This is a genomic window from Hespellia stercorisuis DSM 15480 (assembly GCF_900142165.1).
Taxonomy (GTDB): domain Bacteria; phylum Bacillota; class Clostridia; order Lachnospirales; family Lachnospiraceae; genus Hespellia; species Hespellia stercorisuis.
Window position 1 is genome coordinate 1 of record NZ_FQZY01000050.1, and the last position, 12,420, is coordinate 12,420.

Below are 12,420 nucleotides of genomic sequence, written 5' to 3' on the forward strand. Positions count from 1 at the left end.
ATCTAATTGACAGACTTGTGAATTACAAGGCATCAGTCTGCTTATTTATAAAGAATCTCTGTGTTCCGTTTGATAATAACCTTGCGGAACGTGATTTGCGCATGATTAAGGTTAAAACCAAGGTCTCAGGATGTTTTCGCAGTGAGGAAGGCGCACAGGAATATCTTACAATCATGAGCTATATTGGGACTGCTCATAAGCATGGAATAAATGCTTTTACAGCAATCAGAGAAGCCCTTTTAGGGAATTCCGATATCATCTTTAACTAATGGAGTTCTGAACAGTTACGAAAAAAGAATATAAAGTTTCGAAAGCAGATTCAAAAGTAAATCCGAAAGCAAATCAAAAAGCAAATTCGGACGCCGGCACTTGTGACGGCTCGGCACACGGTGCCTCGGCTCCTGCGAGCAGCTATGAGGCGTCCACCTATCGGTTTGGCATGATCTGGATCTGGCTGGCGGTTGCTGTGGTGCTTCTGGTGCCCATTGTCATCTGTATCCGCTATCAGTCCTGGCCGGGAGTGATGCCGGTGGTAAAGGGACTTCTCGGCGTGGCCCCGATCTTCTGGACCGTGGGATTTATCGAGGTGCTCACTTACACGCCGATGCTGGGAACGGGCGGGACATTTCTCGGATTTGTGACTGGCAATGTGACGAGTCTGAAGGTGCCCTGTGCGCTGAATGCCATGGAGAGCATGCATGTAAACTCCAACTCGGAGGAGGGCGATGTGGTCGCGACCATTGCGATTGCAACCAGTGCCATCGTGACAACAATTATCATTTCGCTGGGTGTACTGCTGTTCTCGTACATGGAGCCGGTGCTGAACTCGGAGATGCTTAAGCCTGCATTTGACAATATACTTCCGGCCCTGTTTGGCGGGCTGGGTGTTGTCTATATCAGTAAGAACTGGAAAATCAGTATTGCACCGCTGGTGTTCATGGTGGTCTTGTTCATTCTTGTTCCGACCCTTTCCGGATCGGTGGGAGTGCTGGTTCCGGTGGGCGCACTGATCGCGATCGGTGTGGCTCGGATTTTATACAAGAAGGGAGTGCTGTAAGAATGGTATTGACGATTTTAGGGATTATTATTGGTGTGATCCTGGTTCTGGCTGCGGTGGTTCTGATCCGGACGGCGATGTTTAAGCCGTATCCGGTGGGGGAGAAAGCGGAGAGTCCGGTGGAGGTCGACGAGGAGAAGATTGTGCGGGATATGGTGGACTTGATCCGGTGCAAAACGGTGTCCAACCGGGATGAGAGTCTGGTGGACCGGAAAGAATTTGAGAAGCTTACGAAGCTGGTGGAGGAGCGGTTCCCACGGGTGCACGCACAGTGCAGCCCGGAGAAAATCGGAAAGACCGGCCTGCTGTTTACATGGAAGGGCAAGTCGACTGAGAAGCCCACGGTCTGCATGGCACATTATGATGTGGTGCCGGTGGATGAATCCGGATGGAGTCAGCCGCCCTTTGAGGGGCTGATCATCGACGGGGAAATCTGGGGGCGCGGAACCATGGATACCAAGGGAACCTTCTGCTCCATTCTGGAGGCGGCAGAGCAGCTGTTGGGCGAGGGCTATGTCCCGGACAATGATCTGTATATGGCGTTCTCCGGTGAGGAGGAGATTGACGGGGGAACCTGCCCGGACATCGTGGCGGAGCTGGAGCGGCGGGGTGTGAAGCCGGCTATTGTTCTGGACGAGGGCGGCGCGGTGGTGGATCACTCATTTCCGGGGGTGGACGCGGAGTTTGCCTGTGTCGGAATCGGGGAGAAGGGCAGTCTCAACATTGATTTTGAGATCGATGGAAACGGCGGACATGCATCTGCGCCTCCGGTGCACACCCAGGTGGGCGAGCTGGCTCAGGCGGCAGTGGCGATAGAAAAGCATCCCTTTCATTTCCAATACACGAAACCGGTGGTGGAAATGTTTGATATTCTGGGGCGTCACAGCACATTCTTGTACCGCACGATTTTTGCAAATATGTGGCTGTTTCGCGGGGCACTCGAGGCGATGTGCTCCAAAACCGGCGGAGAGATTAACGCCATGCTGCGCACCACCTGTGCGCTGACCCGGATAGAGGGGAGCAAGGCCTACAATGTACTGCCAAATCATGCAACCATGGGGGCCAACGTGCGTCTGATGGGGACGGACACGGTAGAGAATTCCGTGGAGTATCTGAACAAGGTAATCGATAATCCGAATATCAGGATCAACGTGGTGAATGGAATGAACCCGTCCATCTTTTCAGACACTTCCTGTGAGGAGTGGAAGAAACTCGGGGAGGTAATTTCGGATACCTGGGAGGACGTGATCGTGACGCCTTACCTGATGATGGCCTGCAGCGATTCCAGACATTACTGCAGGATTACAGACCGGGTCTACCGGTTTTCGGCTATGAAGATGTCAAAAGAAGAGCGTGGCATGATTCACGGAAACGATGAACGTATTCCGATCCCGACATTGATTAAGACGGTGCAGTTTTACGTGCGGTTTATGAAGCGGTTTTAGGGACAGAGCAAACGACAATTGGGGACGTAGTAAAATTGCAATTTTACTACGTCCCCAATTGTCGTTTGCTCTGTCCCTAATGAAGGTGATATTCAATTATGGTTTTTAGAAGTTTACATCCTCACCGTAATAGCATGCCTTCAACAGACCTTCCATCTCTTCCTGAGTAGGGATTCTTGGGTTAGATCCTGTACATGCGTCGCTGATTGCAAGTTCTGCAACCTTGGAGAGCTTGTCCATAAATTCTTTCTCGTCGATGATGCCGCCCTCGTAATCTTTGATGGAATCCGGGATGTTCAGGGATGCGTTCATCTTCTTGATCTCAGCAACAAGAGCATCTACATAGCCCTCTGTAGAATCTGCAGTCAGTCCCATCTGCTTTGCGATTGCTTCGTAGCGTTTTGCTGCAGTTGCATCTTTGGCGTTGAACTGGATGATTCTTGGAAGATACATTGCGTTTGCACAGCCGTGTACGATATGTCCGCCAGAGTAAGCAGCGCCTGTTTTATGTGCCATGGAGTGTACAATACCAAGTAATGCATTGGAGAATGCCATACCTGCAAGACATTGTGCGTCGTGCATTCTGTCACGTGCGTCCATGTCTCCGTCGTAAGACTGTTTCAGATCATCATGAATCATCTTGATTGCATGGAGTGCAAGTCCGTCTGTGTAGTTGCAGTTCAAGGTAGAAACATATGCCTCGATTGCATGTGTCATGGCGTCCATACCTGTGTGAGCGGTCAGCTTCTGAGGCATCTTCTCTGCCAGGTCAGGATCAACGATTGCAACGTCAGGTGTAATGTTGAAATCAGCCATTGGATATTTGATTCCCTTTGCGTAGTCTGTGATAACTGCAAATGCAGTAACCTCTGTAGCTGTTCCTGATGTAGAAGGAATTGCACAGAAATGCGCTTTCTGACGCAGAACCGGGAAATTAAAAGGTACGATTAAGTCTTCGAAAGTTATCTCCGGGTATTCGTAGAATGCCCACATTGCTTTTGCAGCATCGATCGGTGATCCGCCGCCCATTGCTACGATCCAGTCCGGCTGGAACTCGGTCATTGCCTGTGCACCGCGCATAACGGTCTCAACGCTTGGGTCTGGCTCAACGTTCTCGAAGAGAGCAACTTCCATACCAGCTTCTTTTAAGTTGTTGACAACTCTGTCCAGGAAACCGAAACGTTTCATGGAACCGCCACCGACTACAACGATTGCTTTTTTACCTTTGAAATTTTTCAGTTCGTCAATGGATCCTTTGCCGTGATACAGGTCACGTGGTAATGTAAATCTTGCCATAATAGTACACTCCTTTTCTTGCTTGTTATTTAATTAACAATTACAAGGATTATGATATCACTTTTTGTTTTGACAGGCAACCCCTATTGACAAAAAAATATCGATATATTCTGTTTTTTTCGGTTTGTTCAGGGAGTGCGTATCTGATCCATTTACGGCTTAATTTTTAAGATTAATGAAGGAAAATTCTTATTATTTTCATAAGAAAAGAACGTTTCAAAAGAAAAAAACAATAAAGTAAGAAAAAACTGTGTTTTTCATGGACAAATGTGGTAAAAAGTTGTAAAACAATAGTATATGTATTTATTAAATTTAATCATGGGTGTTCCTCGCTTCAAGTGCAAGAACACGAAGTAGTGGACGGGGATTTACCGGAAGTGACAAAAAAGTCCAGGTTTCTGCTGACAGGCAGCGGAGTGGATTGCGAATATCCGCTTCAACCGGGGAACTTTGGAAAAGACAATCGTATCAGCAGGGGAAAGGGAGAAGAAAACCATTATGAAACGAAATTATATAAGCAGAATGTTTTGCATCACGATAGCGTCAACAATGCTTGTAGCGAATACACCTACAGTGTTTGCAGCAGAGTATTCTGAGCCGACAGAGCAGGGTGGAGAAATGGAAACGCAGAGTGAGGACATGGGGGATGGACAGTCGGACGAAGGCTGGGAAGAGCCGGCCGAGAGCGTGACGGTACAGCGCTATGCACTTTATAAGGGCGAGAAGATCATTATAGATATTGTGGACGATACAACAGTAATATTAGAGGATGGAACAGAGATTCCGTTTTCTGAGTTTGAAGGCGAAGTATTCTACGACGAAGTCACAATGACCCGCGACGAGCTTCGGGCACAGAATGCAGCTGAGGCAGCGAAGAGGGCTGAGGAAGAGGCAGCGAAGAAGAAAGCTGAGGAAGAAGCAGCGAAAAAGGCCGAGGAAGAGGCGGCGAAGAAGAAAGCTGAGGAAGAAGCAGCGAAAAAGGCAGAGGAAGAAGCGGCGAAAAATGCCGAAGAAGAATCCGCAGACAATGGGGAGGAAGAGCAGCCGGCAGAGGAAGAAGAGAGCAAGTCTGAGGAGGAGACCCCTGCGGAAGAGGCGAAAGCAGCAGATCCGGTATTTGATCCGGGTGCGAACATTACCGCGGGAACCGGTTTTTATACCGGTCAGCTGAGCAGTACATATAACATTACATTTTCGGATGATTTTGCAGAAATCATGCAGCAGATCGAGGATGAATATAAAGCGTCAGTCAACAACAACGCGCTGGAGGCTGAGAAGGCAAGAGTGATCAGTGAGGCGAAAGCCAATGGCGGCGAAGTGCAGGATGAATCGGCTGAGCAGGTTGATGAGACCAGCATTGAGGTGGAGGTCGATCCGGCTCAGGTTACAGAAGGCATCGAGGTAAAGAACTGGCAGGACGTGCTCGCAGTATATGTCCTTGATCAGACAAGAAAGGGCGCGAAAACGTTCACGTTCAGCAAGGACACGAAAGCGGATATTGCTGCAGTATTTGCAGAGATGAACGCACCGGTGGAAGAAAATCATGCAATCACGTATGCGAATACCAGTACAGAGGATTATATGGCAGCACACCCTGAACTGAATGACGCGGAAAAAGAACTCCTGAAAAAATATATGGATCAGGACTGCATTCTCTTATGTGCGGCGGCAACACAGGCTGACGGTTTTATCACAGAGAGTCTGGAGGAAGGTCTTTCCGCAGAGCGAATCGGTGTGGTTCGGGCAGCTTACAGTCTGGTAGGGAAAATCGCGTACTTCTGGGGCGGCAAATACAATGCAATCGGCTGGAATGACAGTTGGGGAAGTCAGAAGGTCATCTCAGCGGCAGGAAGTGACGATTCCGGACAGCTGAAACTGTATGGAATGGACTGCAGCGGCTATGTGACATGGGCATTTATCAACGGATTCCAGGATACTTCCGTATCGATTGGAAACGGAACGACATCTCAGTGGAATGCTTCGGAGGAGATTTCGGAGGACGAGGCGAAGGCGGGAGACATTGTTCTGCTGAACGCACCGCTTGCGGATGCCAGCGACAATCATATCGGAGTCGTAGTAGGCCGAAGTGGTGCCGGAGACTTGATCGTTGCACATTGTAATGCCACGGATAACGGTGTTGTGATCGATGCGGCATATGATGCGGGATTCCGCTATGTAAGACGTCCGTACTGCTATAATGAGACAACTGTTTCGGCAGCCGGGAAGGCGGAGACAGCAGAAGCTGAGTCCGTGACAGAGGCGAAAGAAGAGAAGAAGGCCGGAAATCCGAAGAAGATCACGGTCGCAAAGTCAGAGATCACACCGACAAAAAGCAAAACGTTAGCGCGAGGTGTCGTGGTGCAGCGTAAAAAGACACTTACCAATGCGTTGGAAATTGCCGGGACTACATCGATTGAGCAGACATTGTCAGCAGAAAAGCAGAGCACTGCAAAGACGCTGCTGTCTTCATTGAAGTAAGAATCGGACAGCGACAGAATAAATAGAATGTAAAAATTGTATGGAAAATAAAAAGGTGCGATTACACCGGGACATCACAGTCCCAGGATGTAATCGCACCTTTTGACATCTAATCTGACATCTAATCTGACATCTAATCTGATATCTAATCCAACATTTCTTCCGGTACTATAATTTCTTTTTCAGCATCTCCGGATTCGTTGCATACAGCAAAGCCGTATTTTTATCGATGATCCCATCCTGATAAAGCTTCAGGAGGCTGTTGTCCATGGAGATCATGTCATTACTTGAAGCGGGGTAGATCACTCCGTCTATCTGCGGAATCTTGCTGTCGCGGATCATGTTGCGGATGGCCGGCGTCACGGTCATAATCTCAAATGCCGGTGTCATCTTTCCGTCCACAGTGGGAACGAGCTGCTGGGAGACTACTGCGTTCAGAATCATGGATAGCTGAACCGCAATCTGGTGCTGCTGATTCGGCGGGAAGACATCGATGATACGATCGATCGTGTTGGCGGCACCGATTGTGTGCAGCGTGGAGAAGATCATGTGCCCGGTCTCGGCCGCCGTCATAGCGACGTTGATGGTCTCGTAATCCCGCATCTCACCGAGCAGGATCACGTCCGGACTCTGCCGCAGAGCAGCCCGCAGTGCGGTGACGTAGCTCTCGGTATCGACGTTGATCTCCCGCTGGCTGACGATGCTTTTCTTATGCCGGTGCAGATATTCCAGCGGATCCTCCAGCGTGATGATGTGCTTGTCCTTCGTCCGATTAATATGGTCCACCATGCAGGCGAGTGTCGTTGACTTGCCGCTGCCGGCGGGGCCGGTGACAAGCACCATCCCCTTTCCGGAATCACCGAGGCTGACGATGTTCTCTGGAATCCCAAGGCTATGAGAATCCGGCAGATTGAACGTGATGACGCGGATGACTGCGGACAGGGCACCTCTCTGCTTATACGCGCTGACACGAAAACGGGAAATGCCCTGAATCGCAAATGCGAAATCGTCGTCTCCGTATTTGTGGAGCGTTTCCATGCTGCGGTGGCCGGAAAGCTCGTAAATCTGGTTGACCAGATCCTCCGTATCGTCCGGCATGAGCCGCACATCATCCTCACGCTCGATTACGCCGTTCACGCGGCAGGAAACCGGAAGTCCGGCGATGATAAATATGTCCGAGGCCGTATTGTTGACAGCCCGTTCTAACAGTGCACTAACATTCATATATAAGTCTCCTTTTTTATCATTTACTATCGGTGCCATTGATATCCATCAGATGAAGCGAATTGTCCCCGCTCCACTCAGCAGTGTTCACTGTCTGCCACTGGGTGATCCGGTAATAACCGTCCCCGGTCGCTTCCGGTGCTGACAGGGTGAGTGTGACATCCAGCTCCTGGGTGTCGTCCACCGGGATCCGCAGGTTTACGACAGGCTCCTCCAGAGTGAAATTCATGGACACGGTTACGTTGTCCATCTCCAGAGCAGGAAGTGCATATTTGACGGAAGTAAAATAATCGTCATCATCATGCCGGTTCGTGTAAATGTCATCCAGCTCGGCGTCGATGGTGTCAAGCATCGTCTCGGCGGTATTGCAGGCGTTGTAATACGCGGTCCGGCGGTCGGCAATCCTCTGGCTGTAGTCGTGATCGTTTTTGGCGCTTGCGAGGGACAGCGTTGCAAAGGTTACGAGGCAGAGCACGATGAAGATGACCAGCATGGAGGAGGAACCGATGTTAAAAACAGGAGTTTGTCGTTTATTCATCGCCGGCCCTCCTCCCTACATGGTGTGTGATGGGGAGCTCATACAAAGTCTTTGCGTCCTCTGTGCGCTGTACCACCACATTTCCGGTGATCTGGAAATCCTTTCTGGACAGGCAGACAGTTACGCTGTAAGCGGCGCCGGTTTCGTCACAGGGCTTCCACGTCTCGTCGTAATAGTCACAATTCTCAGAGCTCTCTCCGTCGGCGACCGCATCGTCCATGACAGACTCCGCTGCCCCGGAGGCGAGATTCACTGCCTGATTCAGCTGGGAGGTCTCCACGCTCAGCAGGTGCGACTTCACGAAAAGCTGTACGCAGACCGCACTGGCAATGGAGAAGAACAGAATGGCGATGATCAGCTCCAAAAGAAACAGATTCGAGGATTTGGCACGTCCGAGTTTCATCATAAGCTGCTCCTTTCCCGCACGGTGACAGAAGCCGTCTCACCCTGGCTGTCTGTTACGATGAAGTGAAACAGGCCGTTCTTCTGGCTCTCCATGGAAAAGGACTTGACTGCGATGATGTTCTTGCCGCTCTGGGCAGATGCGTCTGTGCCGTCCTTTACAAACAATTCCTTCAGATAACCGCCGTCCTCGTAGATATAAGTACAGAACAGGCTGCCCTCGTAAGTCTGCTTCAGGATCAGGCTGTCACGCCCGTCGAAGGTCCCGATAGATATGCCGCCCTCCACATCACTCTGGTGAATCTTCTCACTAATGTAGGAAAGTGAGGTGCGGGCTGTATAATTCTCTGAGGAGCGTGCGGTCGTGGACTGATAGATATTGGCGGCCAGCAGAATCACAGTCAGCGCAGAAACTGCGAAGACGAAGAAGACCGCAATTGGAAAAAGCAGATCGATCACGTGATTCTTTTTTGTTTGAAATCTCATTCTGTCAGTCTCCTTCCTTAATACTTCTTAATGATTGTTACGTCGGGCATAATATTGGCACCCTCGATTCGGTAATCCACGTAATATTTGTCAGGGTCATAGGAAATGCCGTAGTGTTCTTTGAGGTAATCCAGGCTCTCCGGATAGACACCCTCCACGGCATAACAGTGGGTGACACCCTGCTGAACCGCATTTTCCAGACTGGCGAGCGCCTCGGCATCCGTTCTGGAAGAGACAGTATTCAGCCCATAAAAGAAACAGAAAATGATGCATGAAAATATAACGATAGAAATAATTAAGTTTCGATAGCTGCTATTTGGTTTTCTATATTGAAACCGTGCCATAGAGCAGTCCTCCTTTCTTTCAAATGCGTATAAGCGGGCGTTTCCTGCTGGCTGTTGACATACTGTAAACCAGCAGCAGTCTCCTACAGGCTTGACATGATGCCCATCAGCGGCAGCATCACCGACAGCAGGATCACGCCGACGATCAGAGACAGGGCAATGACCAGCGTGGGTTCCAGAATCGACAGCAGGTTGTTGAGCTTCGTGTCAATCTCTTCCTCGTAGAGTCCTGCGATCTTGTCCATGACGGAATCCATGGATCCGGTCTTTGCACGGCAGTCTTCCACCTTCTTTTTGAAAAATGGATTGTCGATCAATGCGCTGACCAGCTCCAGCCCCTGGTCGGGATTCAGTCCGCTGCTCAGAGTCAGAGCCATGCCGCTTGCGAACCGGCAGGCCGCCGTGCCCTCGTAGAGGGAGCGGGCAAAGCGGAAATGGTAGCACAGCTTCTGGAAGGCAGCCTTTCCGCGCCTGGTCCTGGTCAGGTAGAGAAGCAGGGCAATCAGCACCGCGATCAGAAGGATGAACACAAGAGAATAGCGGCTGATGGTGGTTCCCATATTCATGATGCCTCTTGAAAAACCGGTCATCTCCCGACCGAGCTGGATGAACACCTGATTGAAGATCGGCATGACCTTGATGATCAGAACCAGAATGACCAAAACCATCATGGTGATCATGATGAGCGGATAAGTCACTGCATTCCGGATGGTTTTGGCGATGTTGTCCTCGCGGCTGTAATGTTCACTCAGAGAAGCCATGACGTCGTCAAGTTTACCGGTCTGTTCTCCGATGTCTGCCATGTGCAGAAAATAGGGAGGAAAAATACCGGGAGCACCCAGCGCCTTGCTGAAATTCCCTGTTTCCTGATATGCGCCCAGTATCGACTCGAGAATCGCCTTGTCCTGCGGGGATTCTGCCTCCTCCAGCATGATCGTGATTCCCTCGAGACCTGAGATACCGGATTCCAGAATCATGGCAATCTGGCTGCAGAAAGAAGAAATCTCCATGTTGGTCAGGGGCTTGGTCTGCTGTTGTTTCTCCATAGTATAAACCTCCTTGTATGTGGTTTCACATCTAATAAGTATACTTTACCGTATAATTGCTTCCGTCGCCAATATATTTTTTGACGGAGGAACTCTTGTTATTGGCACCCAGAGTCGGGTCCATCAGGGACCAGGAGGAGCCGTCAAACTCGATGATGTTGTCCACCCATCCGCTCTCCTTCAGATACACACTGATCCAGGCGTGGTATGCCTCCCCGGAATAGCCTACCTCCAGCCGCGTGGGGATTCCCTGGCAGCGGAGCATGGCAGACATCAGCGAAGCGTAGTCGAAACAGATTCCTTTTCCAGAGGAGAGCGTCTCGTCGATGTCTGGTATGTAATTGGTGGGAATATCTTCAGCCTTTTTTGTGTCATAAGAAATATTTTTGATTACATATTCATAAACCGACTGTACATATCCAAGATCAGAGGAGGACTGGTCCGACAATTCTCCGGTTTTGGCGACTGCTTTGGAATCGGGCGTGAACCACACATACTGGTTTGGATATAGAAACGGTTTGAATTCATCGCTGATCGTCACGTCCATATCCTGGGAAAAAACAATCGCGTAGAGATCATCGTAAGCATTTTCCAGGACGTCCAGATGGTAGGAACCACTTCCGCCGGACAGCGGAAATGTGGCATAGTCTCCGACCGAAAGTGAATAAGAATAGACGGTCGCGTCCGGTGTGGTAATCTGCAGCTTCACTTTGGTGGAAGTACCCTTGTACTGAACCATGACGTAGCCCTCGGAGGTGTTGGAGGCATCGACAGCGGCAAAATCATTGCCGTAAACGGTGGTGCCGGCCGGATCCGGAACGAGAACATTCAGAGTGCTTGTCCGCGGGTGCCCGGGGTCATTGATGTCCTTGCCGCCGCCTGCGCTGCCAGACTTGCCGCAGCCGCTGATAAGTAATGCAAAAAAGAGGGATAAAAGTACAAGAAGCGGAAAGCCGCTTCTGCGGGTATTTGCGATCATCTTCTCTAATCCTCCCTTCGATCAGCTGTGTGGTGCCGGGGCTGCAAAAATCCATTCTGAAAAGCAGCGGAGCTGCCGGACAATTCAAAATAAGTTGTGGAGCAGATTGTGTGTCTGCTCTATGGGTCATGGAGATACTGCCCCGACAGTGGTGTGGGTCGTGTTGCCGGCTTTGTCGGGGATAAAAAGCTCCAGCGGTGTTTTGGAATTGTCAAATTCGACAACTCCGGTAGCTTCGTCAAAGGACTCCATGGAAACGGGGGAGCCGCCCCCGCTGAAGGCCTTGATTTTTTCGAAGTCGATCCCGGATCCGTCGTCGGACAGACTCAGGACGAGACGGCTGTCGATCACCTCCTGGGACACGATGGACGGTGCGGTTGTGTCGACGGCGGTCACGTCGATGGTTCGGGTGACGTACTGTCCGTTTTCCAGTGTGACGGTCGCGGTGACCGTGCCGTTCTCTTCGGGAGCGATGGTGTAGACCTTGAAGGCTGTCTCGTAGACATCGAGCGGAGTGCCGCCGAGGGTGGCTGTCACGCTCTTGACCCGCAGAAGAGAATGGACACCAATACGATAGAAAATCTGGCTGTTTGTTCTGGACGCCTCCTCAACGTGGACTTTTGGAATCACGAAAAGAAGCGGTGTCAGCAGCAGACAGGCGATCACGATCACGAGAATTGCTTTCTGAAGGATATAATTTTCCTTCCGGTAGGCCTGAAATCCGTCTATGGCGGACAGCGGCATGGAATTGGCCTCATAACCGCAGCTCTCAAGGATCGAGGAGAGCAGGATCGAAGCATTTTTAACGTCCAGTCGGGCTGCACGGATATCATGAAATTTCGGAGCGGCCACATTTGCGGAAATCTGCTGACAAATCTGGTGGTTGATCTGATCGAGCCAGTCAATGAATAACTGCGGATCCTTCAGTTCGTCAAGATGTGCCAGCACAAGGATATATAATTGTTTCAGAGTGTCCTGTGAAACATAAGGATCATGAAAATAATTGTAGGCCAGCCGGTACTGCCGCTGGTAGGTGGCGGCGTAGAGCTCGGCAAATGCGTTGCTGTTGCCCTGAAGCGTCTTCTGAACCAGCCGGGCCAGGTAAGGATAGTCTAAATCAGCCAT

13 protein-coding genes are annotated in these 12,420 nt (G+C 50.4%); 4 read left to right on the top strand and 9 right to left on the bottom strand.

Going from position 1 to position 12,420, the window contains the following annotated elements:
- The 3 genes from BUB85_RS14655 to BUB85_RS14665 all read left to right on the top strand — a co-directional run.
- Positions 1-269 (top strand): IS66 family transposase (locus BUB85_RS14655; RefSeq protein WP_143160745.1); only part of this gene is annotated, 269 nt, incomplete at its 5' end.
- A gap of 170 nt (positions 270-439) precedes the next feature.
- Positions 440-1,057, top strand: coding sequence for a hypothetical protein (locus BUB85_RS14660; RefSeq protein ID WP_073111833.1), 618 nt, complete (start codon positions 440-442; stop codon positions 1,055-1,057).
- A 2-nt stretch (positions 1,058-1,059) separates the two neighbouring features.
- Positions 1,060-2,502, top strand: a complete 1,443-nt coding sequence (locus BUB85_RS14665; RefSeq protein WP_073111835.1) for a M20/M25/M40 family metallo-hydrolase — start codon at positions 1,060-1,062, stop codon at positions 2,500-2,502.
- 105 nt (positions 2,503-2,607) lie between these two features.
- Here BUB85_RS14665 and BUB85_RS14670 read toward each other — a convergent pair whose 3' ends face one another.
- Positions 2,608-3,798, bottom strand: coding sequence for an iron-containing alcohol dehydrogenase (locus tag BUB85_RS14670; RefSeq protein ID WP_073111837.1), 1,191 nt, complete (start codon positions 3,796-3,798; stop codon positions 2,608-2,610).
- A 498-nt stretch (positions 3,799-4,296) separates the two neighbouring features.
- On the opposite strand from BUB85_RS14670, the gene BUB85_RS14675 reads away from it, so the two are divergent.
- Positions 4,297-6,276, top strand: coding sequence for a C40 family peptidase (locus BUB85_RS14675; RefSeq protein ID WP_073111839.1), 1,980 nt, complete (start codon positions 4,297-4,299; stop codon positions 6,274-6,276).
- Positions 6,277-6,444: 168 nt separating this feature from the next.
- On the opposite strand, the gene BUB85_RS14680 is transcribed toward BUB85_RS14675, so the two are convergent.
- From BUB85_RS14680 to BUB85_RS14715, 8 genes are all read right to left on the bottom strand, one after another.
- A complete protein-coding gene (locus tag BUB85_RS14680) occupies positions 6,445-7,500 on the bottom strand; it encodes a type IV pilus twitching motility protein PilT (protein ID WP_073111842.1) in 1,056 nt (351 codons plus the stop codon).
- 19 nt (positions 7,501-7,519) lie between these two features.
- Positions 7,520-8,038, bottom strand: coding sequence for a hypothetical protein (locus BUB85_RS14685; protein WP_073111844.1), 519 nt, complete (start codon positions 8,036-8,038; stop codon positions 7,520-7,522).
- A complete protein-coding gene (locus tag BUB85_RS14690) occupies positions 8,031-8,444 on the bottom strand; it encodes a type IV pilus modification PilV family protein (RefSeq protein WP_073111846.1) in 414 nt (137 codons plus the stop codon). Before BUB85_RS14690 ends, BUB85_RS14685 begins: the two co-directional genes overlap by 8 nt.
- Positions 8,441-8,926, bottom strand: a complete 486-nt coding sequence (locus BUB85_RS14695; RefSeq protein WP_073111848.1) for a DUF4860 domain-containing protein — start codon at positions 8,924-8,926, stop codon at positions 8,441-8,443. Before BUB85_RS14695 ends, BUB85_RS14690 begins: the two co-directional genes overlap by 4 nt.
- A 17-nt stretch (positions 8,927-8,943) precedes the next feature.
- Positions 8,944-9,270 (bottom strand): hypothetical protein, encoded by a 327-nt coding sequence (locus BUB85_RS14700; RefSeq protein WP_073111850.1) that lies wholly within the window; start codon positions 9,268-9,270, stop codon positions 8,944-8,946.
- Positions 9,271-9,353: 83 nt separating this feature from the next.
- The gene (locus tag BUB85_RS14705) at positions 9,354-10,316 is read right to left on the bottom strand and encodes a type II secretion system F family protein (protein ID WP_073111852.1); all 963 of its coding nucleotides are present in this window, start codon (positions 10,314-10,316) and stop codon (positions 9,354-9,356) included.
- 31 nt (positions 10,317-10,347) lie between these two features.
- Positions 10,348-11,295 (bottom strand): transglutaminase domain-containing protein, encoded by a 948-nt coding sequence (locus BUB85_RS14710; protein ID WP_073111854.1) that lies wholly within the window; start codon positions 11,293-11,295, stop codon positions 10,348-10,350.
- A gap of 126 nt (positions 11,296-11,421) precedes the next feature.
- The gene (locus BUB85_RS14715) at positions 11,422-12,420 is read right to left on the bottom strand and encodes an RNA polymerase sigma factor (protein ID WP_073111856.1); all 999 of its coding nucleotides are present in this window, start codon (positions 12,418-12,420) and stop codon (positions 11,422-11,424) included.

Bases quoted from the DNA above. Each gene is read 5' to 3' on its own strand.
- BUB85_RS14660 (WP_073111833.1), top strand. From the start codon at position 440: ATGATCTGGATCTGGCTGGCGGTTGCTGTGGTGCTTCTGGTGCCCATT.
- BUB85_RS14715 (WP_073111856.1), bottom strand. From the start codon at position 12,420: ATGGCTGATTTAGACTATCCTTACCTGGCCCGGCTGGTTCAGAAGACG.
- BUB85_RS14710 (WP_073111854.1), bottom strand. From the start codon at position 11,295: ATGATCGCAAATACCCGCAGAAGCGGCTTTCCGCTTCTTGTACTTTTA.
- BUB85_RS14670 (WP_073111837.1), bottom strand. From the start codon at position 3,798: ATGGCAAGATTTACATTACCACGTGACCTGTATCACGGCAAAGGATCC.
- BUB85_RS14665 (WP_073111835.1), top strand. From the start codon at position 1,060: ATGGTATTGACGATTTTAGGGATTATTATTGGTGTGATCCTGGTTCTG.
- BUB85_RS14695 (WP_073111848.1), bottom strand. From the start codon at position 8,926: ATGAGATTTCAAACAAAAAAGAATCACGTGATCGATCTGCTTTTTCCA.
- BUB85_RS14680 (WP_073111842.1), bottom strand. From the start codon at position 7,500: ATGAATGTTAGTGCACTGTTAGAACGGGCTGTCAACAATACGGCCTCG.
- BUB85_RS14690 (WP_073111846.1), bottom strand. From the start codon at position 8,444: ATGATGAAACTCGGACGTGCCAAATCCTCGAATCTGTTTCTTTTGGAG.
- BUB85_RS14675 (WP_073111839.1), top strand. From the start codon at position 4,297: ATGAAACGAAATTATATAAGCAGAATGTTTTGCATCACGATAGCGTCA.
- BUB85_RS14685 (WP_073111844.1), bottom strand. From the start codon at position 8,038: ATGAATAAACGACAAACTCCTGTTTTTAACATCGGTTCCTCCTCCATG.
- BUB85_RS14700 (WP_073111850.1), bottom strand. From the start codon at position 9,270: ATGGCACGGTTTCAATATAGAAAACCAAATAGCAGCTATCGAAACTTA.
- BUB85_RS14705 (WP_073111852.1), bottom strand. From the start codon at position 10,316: ATGGAGAAACAACAGCAGACCAAGCCCCTGACCAACATGGAGATTTCT.